Genomic DNA, 23,142 nt, shown 5'->3' on the forward strand with positions numbered 1-23,142 from the left:
CAGGGGTTTCAAATATGGACCGGAGGCGGAGCGGCTCCGGCTCCGCACTGATTTTTATCGCACTACGTGTCTTAAAAATCTTCTTTTTTATTCTCCCCAATTAAGATAGGGGCTTTGTACCTTGTGGGGAAAAGTTCTTTATCCTTTCCTTTCCCCCTTCCCCCTTCCCCTTTTCCCCTTTTTGGTAACGAGAAGAAATGCGTAGGCGAGCTTTTCGTAGACATCGCCACTGTGCCGCTACAACTGTTCTAGCAACCTATCGTATTCTGTATGTGAACCAACCCAAAACCAGATTACGGTGTCTCCATCCAACTGACCAACCGCTCGATAGTTTTTGCTAATTCGGGCAGAGTAAATTGGTAACTCTGGATGCACTTTCTTGAAGCGCAGACTCGGATAACTTGGATCTTCTTTAAACTGGCGATATGCCACCCGTGTTTGCTCTTGAACTGCTTCGGGTAGATCGGCAAACAATTTACGGAACTCGATTGTAGTGCGTGACTTCACAATGTTTCTGGATCGAGTTCTTGAGTTTTGCCTGCGTGATACTCAGCCATTGCATTAGCCGCAAGTTTAGCCAAAATATCTGGGGAACGAGAGAATGATTCATCCCAGCGCTGATCGTCTTCAAGTTCTTCCAGAATCATCGCCGCGATCGCATCTTGCTCACTGGCAGGTAAGGTTTTTAACTTGGCGATCGCACGTTCAAGTAACTCAGTCATTGCTATCACACTCTGACAAGGAAAACATCATCTATCCATTATCGCTCTACTAGCAATAGCGATCGCACTTTAACAGAGACAGTTAGTAACTAGAAGAAATGCGATCGCGTCTTGCTCACTAGCTGGTAGGGTTTTCAACTTGGCGATCGCACGTTCAAGTAACTCAGTCATTGCTACTACATTCTGACCAGGAAAACATCACCTATTCATTATCGCCCTACTAAGTAGGTCAACATTGAAAAACTTAAAATAGAGTCTTGGCGATTACTTCGCTTCACTGCGTTCCGCTCGTAATGACATTTGACGTTTAATTAGGTTGAGCTACTTAGCAAAAGCGATCGCACTACTTCAAAAGAGGCTAATCAAGGAACGATCACCTACGAGAACATATCAAACCCGGTCAGGAGAAACGATCGCAGAAAATTTAGCTTGGTCGTGTTTTGACTGTAATAGTCGAAAGCACACTAAAACTAGCCATTGCGATCCACAAACCCAACAAGAGGTTGTGCTCTTTCATCCTCGTCAGCAGCTTTGGTCAGAGCATTTTAGCTGGAATGATGATTTTACTGAGGTTATTGGTAAAACTTCGTGTAGTCGAGAAGTATATCACGGTCTTTTTGCTGATTGGATTGCCTGAACACTCAATTCTAGTATCGCAGCAGCGTACAACATACTGGATTTACGGAACGTGATGTCGTGCATGAATTTTTGTTGCTCGGTACGCAGCATATCGGCTTTCACCAATCCAAGTTCCGCAATTCTTGGTTCAGTAAATAGAGTGTCAAACAGAGTTTCAGATGCTAATTTCATCGCATTGCTTAAGACCGTACTGAAATCCTCTGTTTCTGTAGGATAAGCAACGTGTTGTGGACATCCTAATCGTGTCAGAACTAAGCGATGCAACGATCTGTTCGCTCTCAACTTTAAGGGTAAGCTTTGACAGAACCAATACAACTCCGGTGTCATCAGTGGGTTAACAGGCCAAAGTCCACGCTCCAAATAAAGTGGAGCAGCAGCAGCATTTGCAGTAAAAAAGGAAGCTGGGACACCTGCTGTTGGTGCTTGGTAGTACTGATCGACTTTATCCAAATAAGCTTCTCGTGCTTGTTGAGTTAGATAGGTTGGAAAAGAATCAGATGTTGGCTTGACTTGATGGTAATAGGCTTCTTGCTCTTGAGGTTTAAGCTCTCTCCAGTGTGGGTACATTAATTCGTCTCCACCACTCCCGGTAAATACAGTATGCCCACCCTTAGCCACAACATTGTCGAGTAGCTTGCCAAAACCTTCCCTATAACACTCTTGCCATGGAAAAACGGTTTTGTCTTGTGCAAAACTTCCCTGCATAGCTAAGGGTAAATAATTATCCACTGGTACTGCAAAATCTTGAAAGTGATATTTTTGTACAAGTGCATTACGACGGTGGATTTGTCCTTTGGCAAATTCACCTTGTATTTCAAGCCCATAGGTATATACATCTTCAGAAACAAGAGTCGTTCCAACAATAGCCACAAGACTAGAATCAAGTCCGCCACTCAACTCAGCGTGCATATTTTGTGTACCAGTATGTAACCAGCGACGCATGGAGGAACTTAAAATGACACGTAAAGCCTCTACCACATCGACTCCAACTTTGACAGGTCTTGGCTTCGGTGATGGTATTGAATCTGGATATATTAAGTGGAAAGATTTGCTCTGTTTTGGTCGCCAAATTGCACAGCTTCGTTCAGTCAGAAGAAAGATGCCGGAGAACAGTGTTTGATGGCAATATGGAATACTACAATTCACTAGAAACTGTGCGGCTAGAGCCAAGTCAAGTTTTTGGTTGATTAAACCATATAAGTGAACTGGATTCCAATGTACATGAAGGCTATTATCAGCTGCAACAATATATACTGGTGCAGTTCCCCAGCGACCAGCTCTTAAAGTGACTTCTTGACTATGGCGATCAATCAAAATTAGAATAAATTCCAACGGCCATTCATATAAATAATTTAATTGCTGTTGAAAGTTCGCTGGAGATACGGTAGCTATTTGAGAGAGTGAAGGTGATAACTGAGTTTCAGAGAGCCTTTCACATACCCAGAAGGCGGAATAAGCAGCGGTTGTGATACCCCTATATTCCAAAGCTGGGTGCAGGAAGGGTGATATCCTAGACCTACCACAATGCCACTCTGCACCCTCTAACACCCAATTTCCGACGAGATCATCTTTGTAAATATCTAGACTGATCACTTGTATATCCTGCTCTTCCTAATTCTGCATCAAAACTTTGCTTTACCCCAAGCCATCCCGTGGAGGCGGTACTTTCGCTAGCGGTTCATCTTCCTCAACAATGACAAATCAGGACTTACGCAGCGGCACTATACATAGCGGTACTAGTGAGTTATGCTACAGGACTGACACAGCTAAAATGAGGCAATGGAAAATCAGCAAAAAGCTCTATTTTTTGGACTCAAAGTTAATTCTTTAATGCACTATTTTAGCTGAAACAGTCCACTACAAATAGAGGCTGTGCGTAAGTCCTAAAATTTAGCCCCGCGCTTGGCATCTCGTGGCGGCGACACTTTCTTTAGTAGTTCATCTTCCTCAACAATGACAAATTTAGCCCCGCGCTTGGCATCTCTTGGAGGCGATACTTTCTTTAGTGGTTCATCTTCCTCAACAATGACAAATTTAGCCCCGCGCTTGGCATCTCTTGGAGGCGATACTTTCGCTAGTGGTTCACCTTCTGCATCCTCGGTTAATTCGACAGTAAATAAATCGTCTGGGTCGGGAACATTGGGGCTGTTTCCATCAATTACTTTGCCAATGTCAATATTAAAGTAGCCAGGTACATCCCACCACCAATGCCATCCATAAACAGTATGAATAGTCGAGCAAAGCCCTAATGCACAATCTGTACTCCATGAATCAACAAATTTCCAATCGGCTCTATAATCAAAACGTGCATAACCACGAGTGGGTAAAGTAGTGCGCCAAACTATTTGTGTGTGTGACTGTAAGGTATATAAAGAAAGATTAGGAAGCTCTTTAACATGCCCCCAAAATGTAAAGCGATCTTGCAAGTTATTTTGTGTGGCATCGTACGGATTTTGTTGAGAATATTGCCATGCGCCACATGAGCCAGCAGTTGTCTCGACTATTTTCCAATCCGTTATGTCCCGTGTTGTTGATTTGTCTGCGGTAAAAGATCCACCCCCAGATGGACTCTCGCTAATATCGAAATTTATGGTAAATGAAGTAGAATCAGTTACAGTTGTTGAATTGTTGATCGTTTCAGGACTGGATTGAAACCAAAAAATTTGATCGCTTTGTGGTTTGATACTCAATGCAAAATAGCTTTGTGACCAGGCACGCTCTTCATCATTATTGACAGCTAAACTACCAGGAGAAACTGTGGCTGATGTCTGAAGATGAATATATTGGAACAGTTCATTACCATAATTATTGTAATAGACAGTCCATATCCAAGAATGAGTAGTGGTGGCTACTTGATCTCCATTGTTGTTGTTTGGTTTTCCAAGATGTAGTGGAACTGATTGAGAGAAAGTATAGGTTACAAACTTCAAATCAGGTGGAACATCAGATACTTTGGATGGAAGAGCTTTGGTGCGAAGAAGATTGGTTTCAACTAAAGTCTGAAAAGATTGGTTTTTTTCGGACTCACGTTCTGGTGACTGAAAATTTGAACTGAAAAAGGCAATATCTGGATCTTGGTCACTTGATGATTCATGGTAATTTTGTACATTTGCCTGTGAGCTTTCAGAAACTTCAGACTTTATTGGAGCAGCCTGTAGGCGTAATTTTGGATTGGAAGAATCTGGCAAATCTATAAAAGTGTAATGAAGTCGTTCTGCTTCATCAGTTTGCCGAATGATTAAGCACGCTTGACTTCCACCAAGTGTGAAAAAGCCAGTCAGTGTTCCTAGCTCTCGCCAATGCTGCTCACTGATATTACATAATAATATAGGTAGACCTATATCAAGATGTTGATTTACAAGTGTTATTGAATTAGCACCATGATATGATACATCTATAACTAGGCAGTCAAAGCTAATCTGATCATGAATTGTAGTTCCTTTCTGAATGTTGACAGCATCACGAAAATCATCGAATGCTTGACAGTGAACATTTCCTAAAACAAAGTAATTGATTGCCGATTTTTGCGATTGTTGCGTGTTCATAATTCATCTTATAATCAAGAATGGATTAGCTCATTGCAAATGGGTTAATCTATCTATTACAAAATAAACTATAGTTGATTGAAAGCAGCTAACTCAACCGAAGTTAACGAACTTAAGAACTAACTAGGATTAGTTGTGCGATCGCCAATATATTTAAATCCAGTTTTCACAACCGAAGTTAACGAACTTAAAAACTAACTTAAGCTCTTCTTGTCTTTAAATCCCCAAAGCAATGCTCCAGATTGGCGATCGCTTCTCAATTCCAACATCCCACTAACAGCGATCGCCTCAGATTTTGGTATCAATGGTGTGATCGCCTCTACATTTAAATCGAGTTTTGACAACCGAATTTTAGGGACTTAAGAAGTAAAGAAGTAAGTTTGGTAGTGATTGGCGATCGCTTCCCAACTCTCCCATCCCATCAACAGCGATCGCCCAGTAATATCATTTTTATTCACGCTTCAGAAGTTGGTATTAATGGTGCGATCAGCAATACATTTAAATCCAGTTTTCACAACCGAAGTTAACGAACTTAAGAAATAACTTCAGAGCTTCTTGTCTTTAAGTTCCCAAAGCAATGCTCCGGATTGGCGATCGCTTCTCAATTCCAACATCCCACCAACTGCGATCGCCCAGTAGTATCATTTTTATTCACGCTTCAGACGTTGGTATTAATGGTGCGATCGCCGATACATTTGAATCCAGTTTTCACAACCGAAGTTAACGAACTTAAGAAATAACTTCAAAGCTTCTTGTATTTAAGTCCCCAAAGCAATGCTCCAGATTGGCGATCGCTTCCCAATTCCCCCATTACACCAACAGCGATGGCCCAGTAATGTCATTTTTATTCACGCTTCAGACGTTGGAATCAATTGCTCAACTACCGCTACATCCAAACCTGTAACCCGCGCCACCTGTTCCACGGTCATCCCACCAGCCAGTAAATTACGTGCTGTGTGTAACAACTGCGCCTCCGCTCTATCTGCTCGTTGGCGTTCTTGTTCGGCTCGTTGGCGTTCCTGTTCAGCCCGTTGATATTCCTGTTCTTCAGGGGTTGGCAGTAATTCTCCGTCCAAAGTCGCCCAGCGTAACCAAGTCGCCTCAATCCCTTTATAATTACCCTGCCAACGCTGCAACGCCAACCCTAAGGATTCACTCACCAATTGATTGCCTTTATTAGCAACCAGGGGTTGATAAACTCTCTGTTGAATCGAAAAACCTACCCAATCATCTGGGTTAAACGGGTCATACCAGAAATATTCTGGCACGCGCATTTGATTTTGATAAATCAGCTTTTTCTCGTTTTTATCTGCTGCGGCTGTACTTTCGGAAAGCAACTCAATCACCACATCCGGTGCTTTCCCTTCTTCCCAAACTACCCAACTTTTGCGTTCACCTTTGGGGACACCCAACACTACAAAAAAGTCTGGGTCTCTAAAGTCTTGGTTTCGCACCTGCGCCAGACTGTAGTAGACAAACATATTCCCACCGACAAACCCATCTTCTCGTTGTGACAACCAAGGGATTAAGGCATCTATCAGCAAATCCATCTGGGTTTTGTGCCGTGCGCTTTCCATTGGCACACCATCATCATAGGGAAGTTCTGCTTCGGTGGGTGGAAGTTCAATTAAAGGTACAGGTAGGATTGTTTCTGACATGGCTGTTCACCAGTGGGGTAGCCCGCAGCAAATATATATATGGTACTGGATTGTCTGTCTACCTGAGCCGAGCAAGCTGTTTTCCGAAAATACAACAACAGAAAAAGGCGATCGCATTCGGACACAGATAAATTTGTAGTGGGAGCATCTTGCTCCCTAAGCTCAAAAAAGCGCCAAGGAAGCCATCACTACAAAAAAATCAATTTATACATTTGGGATGCTCCCAACTTTTCCGTATCCTGAATTTAACTGAATTTAACTGAATTTTCATATTCCTGATTTTTCCTGAACTACTGATGGGAAAAAACAAATACCATAACCATATAGTCAAAGTGACACACTTCTCTGTGGTTTTAACCAGTCTCAGCTATGCAACTGACTTAAAAATTGAGCAATTTGCGATCGCCTACTTAATCACATTCCGTAAAATTACTTAATGTCTATGCGGCAATAAAGCAGGTAACATAAATTTAGCTGGATCAATCTGCTTCATCCAGTCTTTAAGTTCTGAAGTGCTTGTAGTCTGAATTGGTGCGCTGCATCTGTGTTCTGTGGAAAAATTATTTAAAAAAATCCTTTCAATGGGTGCATTTTTTACAATCAAAACTTTATTGAGTGGTAGATAACTTTGTAGGTTTAGTAGCTTGAGTTATTTACTGCTGATTTGTGTTGCTCATCTGCTGTTTGCTGGTGCATCTTGGGAATGCATTACAAACGATCATGCCTATCCATAAAAAATACATTTATCATCGGTGTTCCAATGAAATTCCAACAAAGGAGCCGGAGACGTGGTGTAATCCTAACTCCCCAAGGATTACAAAAACTCCAACATGCAAAATCGCAATCAGAAAATAATGAAAATTTCGGTAACCGTTATAGCCGTGAAACCTTGGGCTTTCGCATGAGGTTAGATCCAGATACGGTAGCAAAGGTATTTGCTTGTGAAGCGGGGGTAGATAAGCAAACCCTAAAGTACTGTTTCAGCGCATTTAACCTGCAACTTGAATCCGAAGACTATCAATTTGCTCATCCCGATCGCAATCTCCAGAACAATAACAGAGAAATCCAAAATTCGCTCTCATGGGGAGAAGCACCAGATGTCTCTCTGTTTCGTGGACGCACTGAAGAACTGGCAACTTTGAAACAGTGGATTTTAAATGAGTCTCCTACAAATAAGGCAATACCATGCCGTCTCCTTACTCTATTGGGTATGGGTGGTATCGGTAAAACCTGGTTTTCCGTAAAACTCACTCAACAGCTTCAGGATCAGTTTGATTTCGTGATTTGGCGATCGCTCTCACCTCGTCGTCCTCTCAAAGATTTATTATCTGACCTGATCGCCTTCCTATCCAACGGACAAGACACCAATTTACCAGATAACTTACATGGTAGAATGTCATGGTTTATTGATTATTTACAACGCCACCGTTGTCTGCTGGTGTTAGATGGGGCTGATGCTGTGTTGCAAGAATGTGCAAATCAAAAGTCTCCTTGCAAAAGTTGCATCTGGTTTCCGCAAAAAGGAGATCAAGAGTATCGGGAATTTTTTAAGCGGGTGGGAGAAACAGCCCATCAAAGCTGTCTCATCCTCACAAGTCGTAAGAAGCCGAAAGAGATTATACCTTTGGAAGGTGAAATCCTCCCAGTGCGAGTCTTTCATCTCAACGGCTTGCAAATGCCAGATGTTCAGGAACTTTTCCACGCCAAAGGCGCTTTTGCGGGAACCCCAGACGATTGGCACAAATTAGTAGAGTCTTACGCAGGCCATCCCCTGTCCTTAAATCTTGCTTCCACCACCATTCAAAATTTATTTGCTGGCAATATCAGTGAATTTTTGCAGCAACAAACCCCTGTTTTTGGTGAAGTGTCCAACTTGTTAGAACAGCAATGGCAATGCTTATCAGATATGGCGCAGGAAATTCTCAAATCCTTAGCATCCCATTGCCAAGCGATTTCATTTGCCGAATTGCGATCGCAACTAGCATCTTCCATCTCACCCCAAATCTTATTGGAAGTACTGGAGTCATTGCAAGCGCGATCGCTCATTGAAACCAAGGGGGCTAGATTTTCGCTACATCCTTTAGTTATGGAATATGTCAATTCCCAACTCATTCTAGAGCAGAAAATACAACTCCAGCCGAGTCCCTTGTTTGAGCAAAAGCATCAACTCCAAATTGCGAGTTAATTAGCAATTAATTACGAATTACGAATTACGAATTACGAATTACTCAGAGTTGCTATATTTTGCCACCAGACTAGCTAACAGAGGTAAATCAATCGGTTTAGAAATATAGTCATTGATACCAGCAGCTAAACAAGTTTCGCGATCGCCACTCATCGCCATTGCTGTTTGCGCAATTACTGGAGTCTGGCTGTACTGCTGATTTTCTCTCAGTTGCCGCACTAAGTTCAGACCATTATCATCCGGCAAATTCACATCCATTAAAATCACTGCTGGGTTGATATTTTGCAGAGATTCCCACATCTCGGCAGCATTCTTCGCCCAAGTTACCTGATAACCCAATTTTTCTAAATAAATTTGCATCAATTTGGCATTGTTTAAGTCATTTTCTACGAGCAAAATTTCTATAAAAGAACTAGGAGCGTGAACTATAGGCGGTAAGGAAGATAAGTCAGCAACTTCACCTTCAATTCCTTCTAAATCTCCAACGGGATTTAGGGGAAGTACGATAGTAAATCGCGAGCCACGATTTACCTCAGATTCAACTTCCACAGAACCACCGTGAATTTCTGCGAGTTTGCGCGTCACAGCTAAACCCAAACCAGTACCTTCATGACGAGCCACTGTGGAGTTAGCAATTTGGAAGTACGGTTGAAACAGTTGAGCCTGGTCTGCTTGGGAGATACCAGTGCCAGTATCCCAAACGGTAAAATGTACAAAACTACCTTTAGCCACAACCCTTAAACCAACGCTGCCTGTAGTTGTAAACTTGAGAGCGTTGAAGAGTAAATTCAACAGCATTTGTTTCAACCTTAAAGAGTCAGCTACTAGAGTTGTCACATTGGGGTCGATATCAAAAAGCAGTTTTAAACCCTTATTGGCAGCTTTTTCTTTCACTAATGCCATCACATTACGGCATAGTGTGGGCACATTCACGATTCCCCACTCTACTTCTAGCTGATTGGCTTCAATTTTAGAGAGATCCAAAATATCATTGATCAGCGCTAGCAAATGCTTACCGCTGGATTGAATAATATTTAAATATTCTTGATGACGGTCTTTTGTGGGATCGTAGCCTTGAGCTAACAGCAGGTGCGTAAAACCGATGATCGAACTCAAAGGCGTGCGGATTTCGTGACTGGTATTAGCCAAAAACTGGTTTTTCAGTTGATTGGTACGCTCCAGTTCCCGATTAGAACTACTCAAATATTGGGACTTTTGCTGGCAAGATTGAAATTGTCTGAGCTTTGCTAAGGCGACATTGCAGTACTTCACAGCCCGTGCTACTAATTGCGTTTTCATTTGCGCTTCTAATCCTTTGGCGGAATCTCCATCCAATCTCTTAGGAGCCGTAGCAATAATTAGCCAAGCTATCATCCCACCAGAATCATCGCTCAACTGCCAAGCACTTGGCGTTTCTTGATGCTCTAGGTGCTGCAAATCTTCAAGCTCTATTGGCTCGTCTAATTTCAAGCGAAGCTTTCTGCCTTTTTTGGAGACAGCTTCTAGGTGTGGAAGTTGTGAGTGCCTCTCTGGCGAAGGAGAAACATAACAGACTTTACCAGTTATTTCTTGTGGTTGGAACAGAGCGATCGCCACCTTACTGCTGTTCAAAGCATGGTTGAGATCGTTGACCAAAATTTGGAAAATTTCTGCTTCTGAGCTTCTTTGCTGTGGCAAAGTAGTACAAGCAGAAAGCAGGCAATCATTAAAATCGCTTTGCAACTGGTTCAAGCTGCTCTCTAGCCACAACTCCGCTCGAAGTTGCTGGATTGTGGTCAAAAGTGTTGGAGTTGCATCTATCTGACAGTTCTGTTCTGGTAAGCTTGAATACTGCTGCATGGTCAACTAGACCGCTGAACAAGTTTAGCTTCGCACAAGAGTGCGAACAGGATTTCATGTATACTAGCGCACATTTGTTTTTATTTATAAAGCATAACCTATAGTGCCTAATAGTGTCGAATGTGACGAAGATCCCACAATTTAATGTACGAAATCACTCAGCTTGGAATTTCTTAAGATCAACTTAAGACTTATGGATACACAAATTGCTCAATTGATTATCAATGGCATTGCGGTAGGCAGTATTATTGCCCTAGCCGCAGTCGGACTTACCCTTACCTATGGGATTTTACGGTTGTCAAATTTTGCCCACGGTGATTTTCTGACTTTGGGAGCCTACCTAACCCTGTTAGTGAATACCACAGGTATAAATATTTGGTTTTCAATGATACTAGCCGCGCTGGGAACAGTAGTGACAATGCTGTTATCCGAAAAATTGCTGTGGTCAAGAATGCGCAATCTTCGTGCTACTTCCACTACGTTGATTATTATATCTATCGGATTGGCCTTATTCTTACGTAATGGCATTATTCTCATCTGGGGTGGTAAGAACCAAAATTACAATCTCCCTGTGACCCCAGCTTTAGACGTTTTGGGTTTAAAAGTGCCGCAAAATCAATTGTTGGTATTGGGTTTAGCAGTAGTGGCTATTTTGGCGCTGCACTACCTCTTACAAAACACGAAAATTGGCAAAGCAATGCGAGCCGTCGCTGACGATCTGGATTTAGCAAGAGTTTCTGGTATTAATGTAGACCAAGTGATTTTCTGGACTTGGCTAATTGCTGGCACACTCACATCCTTAGGGGGCAGTATGTACGGGCTAATTACGGCTGTGCGCCCGAATATGGGATGGTTTTTGATATTGCCCTTATTTGCTTCCGTAATATTGGGGGGAATTGGAAATCCTTATGGTGCGATCGCCGCAGCTTTTATCATTGGCATAGCTCAAGAAGTCAGCACCCCTTGGCTAGGTTCTCAGTATAAACAAGGTGTAGCGCTATTAATCATGATTTTGGTGCTGCTCATTCGTCCCAAAGGTTTATTCAAAGGCACGATTTGAGCAGCACCTCTCAGCTTCTAATTACTGGATGATATTGAAATAGTAAGCGGCAACTAAGAAGTTGATCGCTAACAAAAACAATGCCCAACCAGTACGGAAGGGATACGGAGGTTTAGCGCCACTGTCAGCAACTGGGGAATTAGCCGTTTTATCAGCCATTAATCTGTTCTCCTAAATTTCAGGACTTTTTAAGACATACCAAACAGATGTCCCCATTGCCCACTTTCTTTAAAAATATTTGTGTATTTTGGGCATTGGGCATTGGGCATTGGGCATTGGGCATTTCTTATTTATCTCCCTTGTCCTCCTTGTCCCTCCGAAGTTCTGAGCGGAGGAAGCCTCCGCTCAGACTTCTCTCCTTGTCCCCCCTCCCTTGTCCCCTCATCCCTCCTCCCCTGCATGGTAGGAACTGCGAACCAGAGGCCCGGAACGGACATGGCTGAATCCCATTTTCCATGCTATGCTGCCGAGTTGATCAAATTCCTCTGGAGTCCAGTATTTTTGGACTGGCAGATGTTCTAAGGAAGGTCGCATATATTGCCCGATGGTGAGGCGATCGCATTTTACTGCTCTTAAATCTGTCATTGTTTCGATGACTTCATCAAAGGTTTCGCCATGTCCCAGCATCAAACCTGATTTGGTGGGGATGGAGGAATCTAGCTCTTTGATCAGTGAAAGTACATGCAGCGAGCGATCGTACTTCGCTCCCCGGCGCACTGGCCCACTTAAGCGTCGCACTGTTTCAATATTATGGTTAAAACAGGCTGGCTTCGCTTTAACAATCATCGCTATCCGTTGGCGTTGACCTTCTTCCCCAGCCCCCACACCACCCCAAAAATCTGGCGTCAGCACTTCAATTTGAGTTTCTGGGTTCAACTGGCGGATAGTTTCCATCGTTTGGACAAAATGTCCCGCTCCCTGATCTGCTAAGTCATCACGGGCGACAGAAGTCAGCACTACATAACGTAATCCCAAAAGCTGCACGGCTTGAGCCACCTTTTGTGGTTCTTCTGTGTCAACAGGCATGGGAGCATGACCTTTATCTACTTGACAAAATGCACAAGAACGTGTACAAGTAGGGCCCATTAGTAAAAAAGTAGCTGTCTTTTGGGCATAGCATTCCCCCCGATTAGGACAGCGTCCTTCTTCGCAAATTGTATGAATTTGGCGCTGCTTGATAATGCGTTGTACGGTAGAGATTTCACTAGCTTTGCCGATAGAGCGACGCAACCAGCTAGGCATTGCCATAATTTCTGACTTGAGTTGGGCTTGTTGTGACGAAGTCATAGACATCCAAGCGAGAAGAGAAGGTACTGTAGGGCAGGTTTTCTATACTTTAAGGCCAGGTGAAAGCCTTAAATATCACCATGACACAATTTGCCAAAAATAAAAGCAGAAGTTTCTTAAAACACTTCCAGTAACATCACTTATACCGAAATATACTATCCCCCAATCAAGATAAATTTTAGATATAGTGGGATAATTCTCACGGTCAATCGGCAATATCGCCATCTCCACCTATAGTTTTTATTAGAGTAATCAGTCGTGGCAAGTAACAAGATCCTAGTTATTGATGACACCACAGTTGTCAGAGTAAAAGTACGAGAAATGTTGCCTCCTGGCAATTTTGAGGTTGTAGAAGCAAAAGACGGTATGGAAGGACTCAATTACATCCTTCAAGACAAATTTAGCTTGATCATGTTGGATTTTCTTTTACCTAAAATGAGTGGTTGGGACGTTTTCCAACACATTCAAGCTCAGCCTGAGTTAAGGAAAATTCCTTTAGTGCTGATGTCTGGGCGGAAAGAAGAGGTGACGGAGAAAATCTCAGAACCCTTTGAATATTTTGAATTTCTTGGGAAGCCCTTTGATCAGAAGCAACTAATTGGGGCCATTAAATCAGCAATGGCGAAAGCGAAACAGATACGCCCAGATCAAACTTTGATCGGAGTCAGTTTTCCTGTTAACAATGGCTCAGCAATAGCCGCTAATAACACGAATGGTACAGTAGCAACTTCTAATAGTGGTAATGGCGCAGTTCAATCTCCTGTTGCGGAGTCTGCTTCTGCTGCGGAAATTCAGATGCTCAATGACAAAATTGCCAAGATGCAAGTAGAAATTGATGGGTTAAAGAAACAGCTAAATCAAGTTGTGACATTTATTAAACAGAAAATTAAGTAGAAATTGAGTGAACTGATTACTATATCTCAATTTAAAATCTAAAATTCGGAGATTTTGGAGCCACTGCGTTGCGTGGGTTAAGAGCGGGTTAAGAGCTTTGTCGCAAGTGGCGTGATATTGAATTTTCCCTGACTACAAGACTACAGTGTATACACAAGTCCTATCACCCACAAACTAAAAGCTCGGTTGCTACATATATAAGGGTGGGTTATGGACTTTATACCAATTTGAAAAAAGAATGAGACAGATGCATCTGTAGGGGTGGGGTTTCCCCGCCTTTGCGACAATCCATTATGTCAAAATCATTTATTGAATTGTTATTAGTTATAACGTACCCTAAGTATATTTCTCAAATCAAATATGATTCATATATAATACCCTCAATAAAGCTGGGGACTGAGTGTGTTAAATAAATTGTGCGATCGCTACACTTAAAAAAATCTAAACTTTTCCCAGTAAATCTATTTGTATCACTCCTACATTACTTACGTAATTTCTCTATTGTTTTCTATATTTATGCTTTTTTATGTGTAATTCCCAAAAATTCATCCCCGAATTTACTAATAAAAAATAATCTCTTGTATTTTTTGATTACACATATTTTGCTCAGCCTTTAATTATTCCAAAAATTGCTGATAGTAATTATCAGGATATTTTTACTGATTTTTTGTTAAGTCAGTAAAAAATATTATTTTTACATGTGCCTGAAGCAGCAACAGATTAAAATAATATAAAACTGCTATTTATGAGCAATTACAATCTCAAAAATTATAAAAAAGTATCATTCAGGTTTATCCTGATTCTCCCCTTTGTTATCCAGATATTTACTGCTGTGGGACTAGTAGGCTATCTTTCCTGGAAAAATGGAGAGAGGGTAGTCAATGATCTAGCTAATCAATTAATGCAAAAAATCAATGGACTTGTCGTTCAGCACCTGGATACATATTTAGCAACGCCTCCACAGATTAATCAGATTAATACCGATGCTATCAAGTTAAAGCTGATAGATTTAACTAATCTACAAAGCACAGGACATTATTTTTGTCAGCAAATGCAAGTGCTTAATATTGGCTATATTAACTTTGCCAATCCCAAAGGCGAATTTATTGGTATTGAACGTTTAGATAATGGGAATCTTTTAATTAATGAAGTTTCCGAAAAGCAAAGGCTTGGTAAACTTTATGTTTATACTACAGATTCCCAAGGAAATCGTCAGCAGCTAACAGCCGTTAAAAATTACGATCCTCGCTTAGAAGCTTGGTATGCAGATGCCATCAAAATGGGTAAACCCTTATGGACTCAAATTTATCAATGGGAAGATAAACCAGAAATTTTCTCGATATCCTCCAGTTTTCCGCTTTATGATGAAGATAATAAGCTGATTGGGGTAATTGGCATTGATTTAATCTTGTCACAAATTAGTAAGTTTTTAGCAAATTTACAGGTAGGAGCAAAAGGGAAAATATTAATTTTAGAACGTTCTGGTTTAATAGTTGCTGCTTCTAATCATGAGCTACCATATAATATTATTAATGGTCAAGCAAAACGGCTTTCAGCATTAAACAGTAAAGATGATTTAATTAAAGGAACAGCACAATATTTAAAGCAAAAATTTGGCAGTTTTAGAGAAATTAAAGATAGTCAAGAACTTGACTTTCCCCTCAAAGGCGAACGGCAATTTGTCCAAATTACCCCTTGGCGAGACAAATTTGGCTTGGATTGGCTAGTTATTGTTGTAGTGCCAAAATCCGACTTTATGGCACAAATCGATGCTAATACCCGTATTAGTATACTCTTGTGTTTAGCAGCATTAGCAGTAGCTATTTTGGTAGGAATGTTGACATCGCGTTGGATTACCAAACCAATTCTACGCTTGCAGGCTGCAAGTATGGCGATCGCTTCTGGAGAATTAGACCAAAAAGTTGAAATTAAGGGTATAGATGAACTAGAAAGTCTAGCCCAATCTTTTAATCAGATGGCTGCACAGTTGCAAGCATCTTTCTTAGAACTAGAAACCAGAGTTGAAGAACGTACTAGCGAGTTAAAAACAGCAAAAGAAATTGCTGATAGTGCGAACACAGCTAAAAGTGAATTTCTGGCAAATATGAGCCACGAACTGCGCACACCACTCAACGGTATCTTAGGATATGCACAAATACTTGAGCTTGACCAAAATTTGAATTCCAAACAAAAGAATGCTATCAGCATTATTTACCAGTGTGGTTCCCATCTACTGACTTTGATCAACGATATTCTCGACTTATCAAAAATTGAAGCCCGAAAACTAGAATTATTTCCCCACGATTTCCACTTGAATAACTTCCTCAACAGTATTTTTCAAATCTGCCAGATCAAAGCTGAGCAAAAAGAAATTTCTTTTACTTACCAGGAACTTAATCAACTCCCCACCGCCGTATTAGCTGATGAAAAACGTTTACGCCAAGTGCTACTGAACTTATTAAGTAACGCGATTAAATTTACAGATTGCGGTGAAGTCATATTCAAAGTTGGTGTGTGGGATAATTCGCCCAATTTTGAAGATTCTTCAAATCAGGTCAAAAAGGAGGCTGTAGGTCATAACCAACCGGAACAATTACCTATAATAAAAATTATATTTCAAATTGAGGATACAGGCGTTGGCATGAGTCCAGAGCAATTACAAAAAATATTCCTACCCTTTGAACAGGTGGGAAATAAGCAGCGAATGGTAGAGGGAACTGGACTCGGACTAGCTATTAGCCAGAAAATCGTGCAAATGATGGGCAGTGAAATCAAAGTAGAAAGTGCTTTGGGGGAAGGTAGCAAGTTTTGGTTTGATGTAGATTTACAAGTCTCACAACAATGGATTAATTCAACTTCTAGCAAGCCTACCCATAACATTATTGGCTATGAAGGAAATCCCATTAAGGTGCTGGTTGTTGATGATCGATGGGAAAATCGCTCTGTGATTGTTAATCTGTTAGAACCCCTTGGTTTTGTACTAATGGAAGCAGTCAACGGACAAGAAGGATTAGCAAAAGCCTTGGCTTGGCAGCCTGAGTTAATCATCACTGACATAGTTATGCCTATACTCAATGGTTGGGAGATGGTACAAAAGTTACGTTCCCAAGCAGAATTTTCCCAATTGATCGTCATTGCTTCCTCTGCGAATGTCTTCAATTTTGATCAACAACAAAGTTATAATTTTGGCTGCAATGATTTTCTTCCCAAGCCTGTGCAGTCAGAGCAACTGTTAACACAGATTCAGAAGCATTTAGGCTTAACTTGGATTTATCAATCAGGTAGTGCAACTGTCCCACCACCAGCAGCAAATAATCTTGCTTGCGAGTTCATCGTTCCACCTACAGAGGAATTACAAAATCTCTGGACTGCTGCCACCATTGGCGATATTGCAGGAGTTGAACAGGAAGCGCAACGACTACAGCAGTTAGATATTAAATATCTAGCCTTTAGTACCAAGCTTTTGGAACTAACTCAAAATCTCGATGAAGAAGCCATTCTCAAGTTAATGAAACAGTATATTTGACAACCGTAAATATGGTTAATGATAAACAAAACCTCATTATGATTGTTGATGATAACCCAACAAATGCCAAGGTACTGTTTGAGTTTTTACAAGCATCAGGTTTTCGCGTTTTAGTTGCCAAAAGTGGCGAAAGTGCTTTAGAGAAATTGCAAGTAGTGTCTCCTGACCTAATTCTATTAGATGTCATGATGCCGGGAATTGATGGCTTTGAAACTTGTCGTCGCTTAAAAGAAAACAAGGCTACCCAAGATATCCCAGTTATTTTTATGACGGCGCTATCAGATGTGGTAGATAAAGTTAAAGGTTTAACTCTCGGTGCAGTAGATTACATTACCAAGCCATTTCAACCAGAAGATGTACGAGCTAGGATTAATCTTCATTTAAAACTATGTCAACTCAACCAAAAGCTAGAACAACGCGCAGCAGAGTTAACTGCTACTGTTGAGCAGCTAAAACAATCTCAACAGCGGTTGGTACAAAGTGAAAAAATGTCTTCTTTAGGTCAGTTGGTAGCAGGAATTGCTCATGAAATTAATAACCCTACTAGCTTTGTACAAGGTAATCTCACCTATGCACAGAAATATATGCAAGACTTGATCGATCACATCCATCTTTATAAAAATCAGGCTTCCGCAACAGAAATCGCCCAACATGCAGCCAAAATTGATTTTGAATATCTCCTCAAAGACTTCCCGCACATCCTCCATTCCATGCAAGAAGGAATAGAGCGGATCGGCGATATTAGTAATTCTCTACGCACCTTTGCTCGTGCTGATAACATGGTGAAAATTCCTTTTAATATTCACGATGGTATCGACAGTACTATTTTAATTCTTAAACATAGATTGAAAGCTTCTAATACTCACCCAGCAATTGAAATTATCCGAGATTACGATGATTTACCTGAGGTAGAATGCTTTCCTGGTCAATTAAATCAAGTATTTATGAATCTTTTAACTAATGCTATTGATGCTTTAGAAGAGTCTAATGTCGGGCGTAGCTATAAAGAAATTATAGCTAATCCCAATTTTATTAAAATTAAAACTAAGTTAAATGAAGATGAAAATAATATTTTAATTATGATTAAAGATAATGGTTTAGGTATTCCTGAGGAAATCAAATCACAAATATTTGATCATTTATTCACAACTAAAGTTGTAGGTAAAGGTACAGGCTTAGGCTTAGCAATTACTCAGCAAATCATTGTTGAGAAACACGGGGGAAGTATAGAGGTTAATTCAATCCCCGGTGAAGGTGCAGAATTTGTAATTACTCTGCCGATTGATGATGAATTTAGGTAATAGGTAATTGCTGTTTTTAATTACCTATTACCTATTGACTAATTTACAAGCTGTCTGAATGCTCGGTGTTAACGGCACTTGCCTGAGTGCTAACAACATTAGTTGCTTGCAATATAGCAGTATGAGCAACTGAATTATTAGCTAAGGTAAACAGAGGATTTGACAAAATCCCGGCGATGGAGGTAGCAATTAAAGTTACTATCAACCCCACCTGCAAAGGTCTAAATCCAGGTAAATTCCAACGTATTGCGGGATAATTCTTGACTACGTCAGACATTTCGTGGGGTTCTTTGACTACCATCATCTTGACTACACGAATGTAGTAGTAGATGGAGACAACACTGGTAACTAAGCCTAACAGGACTAGCCAGTAAAGACCTGCTTGCCAACCTGCCCAGAACAAGTAAATTTTGCCAAAAAACCCAGCTAGTGGTGGAATACCACCCAAAGACAGCAGGGAGATACTCAAGCCCAATGTGAGAAGTGGATCTTTTTGATATAAGCCAGAGTATTCGGCAATTTGGTCTGTTCCTGTCCGTAGAGAAAACAGAATGATGCAGGTGAAGCCACACAGGTTCATGAACAGATAGACCAGTAAGTAAAATATCATACTGGCATATCCGGCATCAGTACCAGCAATCAAGCCAATCATCACAAACCCTGCTTGGGCAATGGATGAATAAGCTAGCATCCGTTTCATGCTGGTTTGTGCTAGGGCAACTACGTTACCCAGTATCATGCTGAGAACGGCAAGAGCAGTGAAGACGAATCTCCACTCATCAGCTACTAGGGGAAAGACTGTGGTGAGTAAGCGGATAGCTAGGGCAAAACCTGCTGCTTTGGAGCCTACAGATAAAAAGGCAATCACTGGGGTGGGAGCGCCTTCGTAAACGTCTGGAGTCCATTGGTGGAAGGGTGCAGCAGAAATTTTGAAGCCAATGCCGGCAATCACAAACACAAGGGAAATTACTATACCCAATGACTGACCGATATTAGCTTTGGCTATGCCATTGGCGATCGCACTCAATTCTGTTTGTCCACCCGATAACCCGTACAGCAGCGACACGCCATATAAAAATACTGCTGTACTGGAAGCACCAATCAACAGATATTTCAGCGCCGCTTCATTCGAGCGTGGGTCACGCTTGGTATAACCTGTTAACAAATAAGAGGAAATACTCAGGGTTTCTAGGGAGATGAAAATCATCACTAACTCACTAGCCCCGGATAAGAACATTCCTCCTAGGGTAGCGGTTAACAAAATCGCAATGAATTCTGCTAAAGCAGTGCCACTCTGCTCCACATAGCGAATGGACATTAAGATGGTAACAGCCGCAGATAAGGCAATAATACCGCGAAAGACGATACTGAGGTCGTCACTGTTAAAGCCACCGCTAAAGGAGATGGGATTGGTAGCATCCCATTGAAAGTACAGGGCGACAGTCGCAGCTAGTAAACCTGCGATCGCTAGATACCCAATCCAGCGTGAAGATGTACGCCCCAAAATCAAATCAACAATCAAAACCCCCAAGAGGGTGAGAATGACAATCCCCTCTGGTAAAATCGTTCCAGCATTTAACTGGGATGCAAGATTAGCAAAATCCATGAGTTGTATAGGTTTTGGCGATTAGACATCAAGGCTAACTTTGTTCATTCTATCTATTGTTCTGAACTAAAGTTCCATAAACCTTTCTATCTGTTTCCATAGATTAGCCTCTTGTCAGCAGACATCCCTCACAATCATGTGGATGGAACTGGTATATTTGCAACCTGTCATTGCCTGCGCAGCGAAGCAATCCCAGCCTTTGCGATTGCTTCGCTCCGCTCGCAATGACGTTGTATAAGCAATCAAGTGAACATGATATCATTCATTGAAAAATAAGCAGTTCAAATATAAAGCTGAACTGCTTAATATATCAACCAGCAGTCCAGTGAGCTACTGAATCTGCTAATTATGGAATAATTGTTGTTTAGGTAATGTTTTTTAACGCTTTGCCTTGATGCATACCCTCAAGACTTAATAATGTCTGGAGTATCCACTGGCATTTCTTCCCCAATTGCCACCGCCAGAGCGAGTACTTTTCTCCTCCCGTGGTCTAGCTTTATTAACTTTCATTACACGCCCCATCCATTCGGCACCATCCAGAGCTTGAATAGCTGCATCTTCTGCGGCTGATGTTTCCATTTCCACGAAACCAAAGCCCCGCGCGCGACCAGTTTCCCGATCTGTGGGTAATTGAACTCGCTTAACAGAACCGTACTCAGAAAATACCTTAGTGAGGTCGTCTTGTGTGACGCTGTAGGATAGGTTCCCTACGTAGATAGACATGAAACTCTCCAGAATCCATTGATGCAGAGATGCTTATCCGGAGAGCAGCTTGCAATTATGACTAAAAACAAGATCCTTATCACCGAATTTAACTTCTCCAATTTTATGCTAACACAACTTTTCTCTAGCTAGGCGATAAATCTTATCCATTTGTCATAATGTGTGCTAGAATACGGTATTTTTTGTAATTTTGTCTACTATATTGGTCAGCTTTCAGGTTTGGATAGCAAATTCCTCTGGGGGAATACCCCAATTTACCCAGCAAATAGCCTCATGGGCTGATTTCATCTCAGGTGGAACTCGCAAAGCGTGTATGAATCCAGTACTGGGACAAGTCATTTTTAATAAGTAAATTGGTTCTTCATCAACATCAGCATCAATTTTTAATAGCGTATATTCTGCCCAACTATCTAATTCAATGGCTTGTAATTCTTGGCAAATTCGGGCGTAACCAATACCTTGAATTAACACTCGCCGTAGTTCGGCATTATCTTCTGTTAATAACCATTGCGATCGCCATTGTTGCGGGTTGAGTTTACCGTATTCTTCCGGTAAGGTGACACCGTGATAAGAGTAGAGGCTAAATCCATCAGCATACTGTATGGCTGGTTCACCTTCTGCGTGGAGGCGATTTTGATTATCGAAGCGGAGTTGAAGCGGGCGATCGCAGATAATTACAGCCTTATCAAAAGCAAAAATCCATCCACACTCTTTAATTAAAGATTGATATATTAACCATTCTGGTAGAATTTCCGAAAACCATACACAAGCAATAATAAAATCCCTAAAGCTGTTAATTTTACACTCTTCTTCTGGCTGAAAACATAGCCCAAAGAAATTATTTATGTAAGAGTATAAACTGGCTTGGAGAGAAGATGATAGCCGACTTCCGAGTTGCAGGTTTATTTGTTGCCAATCTTCACTTTGTAGTTGTTCATTCAGATATATTTTGATGTAATTTTCTAGTATCAAACTTAGCCTAAAACCTAAAATGTCGGAAAAATTGTTATTCAATTTACCATACACCAGTTCATCGTATAGTTCTTCATCGATTTTGATATCCTGAAAAACTTGAGGATATATTGAATAACTCAGATCGCTGAAGAACGAAGTTTGTCTTCCCAATTGCTCTAGTGGCTTTTCTAGCAACTCCCGTTGCAGCCTTTTTAGGTTACTAATTGATGAATTATTTAATTGGCTAACAACTTTGTTATTTAATTCCTGCTTCAAGGACTCAAGCTTGTCAAAGATAGTAGATTTTAGAGCTACATAAGGACTTTCATAAAAAATAATGTTAGGAGCATTCTTACCAATTGCTATGTAGGCTGCTTTTACTGCTGACGCAGCTTTTTCACGATCAATTCGCTCAGTTGAAAGTGCAATATTTCGCCATTTTTTCCGATAAACTGGAATTAAAGCTTCTTGTTGGGGCGTTAACTTTTCAATCAGCGACATAGCGCCACCCTTCAGGCTCGTATTCTCTTTGAATTCTCACCATCCAATGACCTTGGGGAACTGCGATCGCCTGATGTTCCTCATGAGCAAGCAAAGCAGTCCGGGAATACACACGCAGGTAGAGAGCATCATTCTTTAAGAATAATTTTGCTTTGCCCTCAGTAATCCGATGCTTATGTCCAGTTACCTCACCTTCTGCCAAAGTCAAGTGAGGTAATCTTTCTCCCTCGACTTGTTCCACAGGTTGTAAAATGACATCACCTTGACGGATTGGTTGCATACTTTTGCCTCCTAGCAGTAGGTATCAACCCCACTTCGCTTTTTCTCTCAAATTTGATTTAATTTTGGCACAACCTTCTTTGAAATAGGGAAATGAGGAGGATGTGGTTCGACACTTCTGTGAGCTTCTCAGTGCATCGCTTCGCGGTAGTTGAATCTCACTAACCGGGGGAAGAGGGGGACAAGGGAGACAAGGAGGACAAGGGAAAGGGGACAAGGGGGAATCATGCAAGAGACTTCTCTGTTGTCTTCCCCTTAGCTCGCGATCGCCGAATCTCTCCAAAAAACAGGACGTATCGTTGTATTACACTTGGGGGGTATTTTGAAAACTGTAGTCGCCAATTTTGCTGAGATAAGTTAAAGATTGAAATAGCTGGAAATTCACAGCCGGCGTTTTCCTCCCTTATTATCTGGAAAGGACTA

At 41.2% G+C, this 23,142-nt stretch carries 22 protein-coding genes; 10 read left to right on the top strand and 12 right to left on the bottom strand.

The window, feature by feature from the left end:
• Positions 1-237: 237 nt before the first annotated feature.
• Positions 238-507, bottom strand: a complete 270-nt coding sequence (locus AACU32_RS00740; protein ID WP_096596927.1) for a ParE family toxin-like protein — start codon at positions 505-507, stop codon at positions 238-240.
• Positions 504-722, bottom strand: coding sequence for a hypothetical protein (locus AACU32_RS00745; RefSeq protein WP_096596929.1), 219 nt, complete (start codon positions 720-722; stop codon positions 504-506). Before AACU32_RS00745 ends, AACU32_RS00740 begins: the two co-directional genes overlap by 4 nt.
• Before the next feature lie 316 nt (positions 723-1,038).
• Between AACU32_RS00745 and AACU32_RS00750 the strand changes: the two genes are divergently transcribed.
• Positions 1,039-1,359 (top strand): hypothetical protein, encoded by a 321-nt coding sequence (locus AACU32_RS00750; protein ID WP_339377379.1) that lies wholly within the window; start codon positions 1,039-1,041, stop codon positions 1,357-1,359.
• Here AACU32_RS00750 and AACU32_RS00755 read toward each other — a convergent pair.
• Together AACU32_RS00755 and AACU32_RS00760 are read right to left on the bottom strand one after the other, a co-directional pair.
• Complete coding sequence (locus tag AACU32_RS00755) at positions 1,329-2,954, bottom strand: hypothetical protein (RefSeq protein WP_096596931.1); 1,626 nt, start codon at positions 2,952-2,954, stop codon at positions 1,329-1,331. The genes AACU32_RS00750 and AACU32_RS00755 overlap by 31 nt on opposite strands.
• A 290-nt stretch (positions 2,955-3,244) precedes the next feature.
• Positions 3,245-4,906: a hypothetical protein gene (locus tag AACU32_RS00760; RefSeq protein WP_096596933.1), complete on the bottom strand. Its 1,662-nt coding sequence runs from the start codon at positions 4,904-4,906 to the stop codon at positions 3,245-3,247.
• A 210-nt stretch (positions 4,907-5,116) separates the two neighbouring features.
• Between AACU32_RS00760 and AACU32_RS00765 the strand changes: the two genes are divergently transcribed.
• A complete protein-coding gene (locus tag AACU32_RS00765; RefSeq protein ID WP_339377380.1) occupies positions 5,117-5,269 on the top strand; it encodes a hypothetical protein in 153 nt (50 codons plus the stop codon).
• 214 nt (positions 5,270-5,483) lie between these two features.
• On the top strand, positions 5,484-5,630 hold the full coding sequence (locus AACU32_RS00770) for a hypothetical protein (RefSeq protein ID WP_339377381.1): 147 nt from the start codon (positions 5,484-5,486) through the stop codon (positions 5,628-5,630).
• Positions 5,631-5,754: 124 nt separating this feature from the next.
• On the opposite strand, the gene AACU32_RS00775 is transcribed toward AACU32_RS00770, so the two are convergent.
• On the bottom strand, positions 5,755-6,564 hold the full coding sequence (locus tag AACU32_RS00775; protein ID WP_096596936.1) for a Uma2 family endonuclease: 810 nt from the start codon (positions 6,562-6,564) through the stop codon (positions 5,755-5,757).
• Here AACU32_RS00775 and AACU32_RS00780 point away from each other — a divergent pair.
• From AACU32_RS00780 to AACU32_RS00790, 3 genes are all read left to right on the top strand, one after another.
• Positions 6,563-6,703, top strand: a complete 141-nt coding sequence (locus AACU32_RS00780) for a hypothetical protein (RefSeq protein WP_339377382.1) — start codon at positions 6,563-6,565, stop codon at positions 6,701-6,703. The two genes, AACU32_RS00775 and AACU32_RS00780, sit on opposite strands and share 2 nt — an antisense overlap.
• 157 nt (positions 6,704-6,860) lie before the next feature.
• Positions 6,861-7,001, top strand: a complete 141-nt coding sequence (locus AACU32_RS00785; protein ID WP_339377383.1) for a hypothetical protein — start codon at positions 6,861-6,863, stop codon at positions 6,999-7,001.
• Positions 7,002-7,324: 323 nt separating this feature from the next.
• On the top strand, positions 7,325-8,749 hold the full coding sequence (locus tag AACU32_RS00790) for an NB-ARC domain-containing protein (protein ID WP_339377384.1): 1,425 nt from the start codon (positions 7,325-7,327) through the stop codon (positions 8,747-8,749).
• A gap of 39 nt (positions 8,750-8,788) precedes the next feature.
• Here the strand turns inward: AACU32_RS00790 and hrmK are convergent, their stop codons facing one another.
• The gene (hrmK, locus tag AACU32_RS00795; protein ID WP_096596940.1) at positions 8,789-10,588 is read right to left on the bottom strand and encodes a hybrid histidine kinase/response regulator HrmK; all 1,800 of its coding nucleotides are present in this window, start codon (positions 10,586-10,588) and stop codon (positions 8,789-8,791) included.
• 193 nt (positions 10,589-10,781) lie between these two features.
• Here hrmK and AACU32_RS00800 point away from each other — a divergent pair, with 193 nt between their 5' ends.
• Complete coding sequence (locus tag AACU32_RS00800; RefSeq protein WP_096596942.1) at positions 10,782-11,648, top strand: branched-chain amino acid ABC transporter permease; 867 nt, start codon at positions 10,782-10,784, stop codon at positions 11,646-11,648.
• A 21-nt stretch (positions 11,649-11,669) separates the two neighbouring features.
• Here AACU32_RS00800 and AACU32_RS00805 read toward each other — a convergent pair whose 3' ends face one another.
• Together AACU32_RS00805 and lipA are read right to left on the bottom strand one after the other, a co-directional pair.
• Positions 11,670-11,807, bottom strand: coding sequence for a photosystem I protein PsaX (locus AACU32_RS00805; protein WP_096596945.1), 138 nt, complete (start codon positions 11,805-11,807; stop codon positions 11,670-11,672).
• Positions 11,808-12,029: 222 nt separating this feature from the next.
• Positions 12,030-12,935 carry a lipoyl synthase gene (gene lipA, locus AACU32_RS00810; protein ID WP_096596947.1) on the bottom strand — a complete coding sequence of 302 codons (906 nt, stop codon included), beginning with the start codon at positions 12,933-12,935 and terminating at the stop codon, positions 12,030-12,032.
• Positions 12,936-13,193: 258 nt separating this feature from the next.
• Between lipA and AACU32_RS00815 the strand changes: the two genes are divergently transcribed.
• The 3 genes from AACU32_RS00815 to AACU32_RS00825 all read left to right on the top strand — a co-directional run bounded on the left by AACU32_RS00815 (position 13,194) and on the right by AACU32_RS00825 (position 18,656).
• On the top strand, positions 13,194-13,829 hold the full coding sequence (locus AACU32_RS00815; RefSeq protein WP_096596949.1) for a response regulator: 636 nt from the start codon (positions 13,194-13,196) through the stop codon (positions 13,827-13,829).
• Between the two features lie 745 nt (positions 13,830-14,574).
• Complete coding sequence (locus AACU32_RS00820) at positions 14,575-17,355, top strand: hybrid sensor histidine kinase/response regulator (protein ID WP_096596951.1); 2,781 nt, start codon at positions 14,575-14,577, stop codon at positions 17,353-17,355.
• A gap of 11 nt (positions 17,356-17,366) precedes the next feature.
• On the top strand, positions 17,367-18,656 hold the full coding sequence (locus tag AACU32_RS00825) for a sensor histidine kinase (protein WP_096596953.1): 1,290 nt from the start codon (positions 17,367-17,369) through the stop codon (positions 18,654-18,656).
• A gap of 43 nt (positions 18,657-18,699) precedes the next feature.
• Here the strand turns inward: AACU32_RS00825 and AACU32_RS00830 are convergent, their stop codons facing one another.
• The 4 genes from AACU32_RS00830 to AACU32_RS00845 form a co-directional block, all read right to left on the bottom strand.
• The gene (locus AACU32_RS00830) at positions 18,700-20,262 is read right to left on the bottom strand and encodes an NAD(P)H-quinone oxidoreductase subunit N (protein ID WP_096596955.1); all 1,563 of its coding nucleotides are present in this window, start codon (positions 20,260-20,262) and stop codon (positions 18,700-18,702) included.
• Positions 20,263-20,673: 411 nt separating this feature from the next.
• Complete coding sequence (locus AACU32_RS00835) at positions 20,674-20,985, bottom strand: RNA recognition motif domain-containing protein (protein WP_096596957.1); 312 nt, start codon at positions 20,983-20,985, stop codon at positions 20,674-20,676.
• A 213-nt stretch (positions 20,986-21,198) separates the two neighbouring features.
• A complete protein-coding gene (locus AACU32_RS00840; RefSeq protein ID WP_339377385.1) occupies positions 21,199-22,440 on the bottom strand; it encodes a DUF6745 domain-containing protein in 1,242 nt (413 codons plus the stop codon).
• A complete protein-coding gene (locus AACU32_RS00845) occupies positions 22,427-22,720 on the bottom strand; it encodes a hypothetical protein (RefSeq protein WP_096596959.1) in 294 nt (97 codons plus the stop codon). The genes AACU32_RS00840 and AACU32_RS00845 overlap by 14 nt, the downstream gene beginning before the upstream one ends.
• Positions 22,721-23,142 lie beyond the last annotated feature (422 nt).

This window comes from Calothrix sp. NIES-2100 (genome assembly GCF_963875285.1).
In the GTDB taxonomy this organism is placed as follows: Bacteria; Cyanobacteriota; Cyanobacteriia; order Cyanobacteriales; family Nostocaceae; genus Aulosira.

Coding starts and splice junctions, on each gene's coding strand:
- AACU32_RS00745 (WP_096596929.1), bottom strand. CDS start 722: ATGACTGAGTTACTTGAACGTGCGATCGCCAAGTTAAAAACCTTACCT.
- AACU32_RS00760 (WP_096596933.1), bottom strand. CDS start 4,906: ATGAACACGCAACAATCGCAAAAATCGGCAATCAATTACTTTGTTTTA.
- AACU32_RS00770 (WP_339377381.1), top strand. CDS start 5,484: ATGCTCCGGATTGGCGATCGCTTCTCAATTCCAACATCCCACCAACTG.
- AACU32_RS00780 (WP_339377382.1), top strand. CDS start 6,563: ATGGCTGTTCACCAGTGGGGTAGCCCGCAGCAAATATATATATGGTAC.
- AACU32_RS00775 (WP_096596936.1), bottom strand. CDS start 6,564: ATGTCAGAAACAATCCTACCTGTACCTTTAATTGAACTTCCACCCACC.
- AACU32_RS00785 (WP_339377383.1), top strand. CDS start 6,861: ATGGGAAAAAACAAATACCATAACCATATAGTCAAAGTGACACACTTC.
- AACU32_RS00790 (WP_339377384.1), top strand. CDS start 7,325: ATGAAATTCCAACAAAGGAGCCGGAGACGTGGTGTAATCCTAACTCCC.
- hrmK (WP_096596940.1), bottom strand. CDS start 10,588: ATGCAGCAGTATTCAAGCTTACCAGAACAGAACTGTCAGATAGATGCA.
- AACU32_RS00800 (WP_096596942.1), top strand. CDS start 10,782: ATGGATACACAAATTGCTCAATTGATTATCAATGGCATTGCGGTAGGC.
- AACU32_RS00805 (WP_096596945.1), bottom strand. CDS start 11,807: ATGGCTGATAAAACGGCTAATTCCCCAGTTGCTGACAGTGGCGCTAAA.
- lipA (WP_096596947.1), bottom strand. CDS start 12,935: ATGACTTCGTCACAACAAGCCCAACTCAAGTCAGAAATTATGGCAATG.
- AACU32_RS00820 (WP_096596951.1), top strand. CDS start 14,575: ATGAGCAATTACAATCTCAAAAATTATAAAAAAGTATCATTCAGGTTT.
- AACU32_RS00825 (WP_096596953.1), top strand. CDS start 17,367: ATGGTTAATGATAAACAAAACCTCATTATGATTGTTGATGATAACCCA.
- AACU32_RS00830 (WP_096596955.1), bottom strand. CDS start 20,262: ATGGATTTTGCTAATCTTGCATCCCAGTTAAATGCTGGAACGATTTTA.
- AACU32_RS00835 (WP_096596957.1), bottom strand. CDS start 20,985: ATGTCTATCTACGTAGGGAACCTATCCTACAGCGTCACACAAGACGAC.
- AACU32_RS00840 (WP_339377385.1), bottom strand. CDS start 22,440: ATGTCGCTGATTGAAAAGTTAACGCCCCAACAAGAAGCTTTAATTCCA.
- AACU32_RS00845 (WP_096596959.1), bottom strand. CDS start 22,720: ATGCAACCAATCCGTCAAGGTGATGTCATTTTACAACCTGTGGAACAA.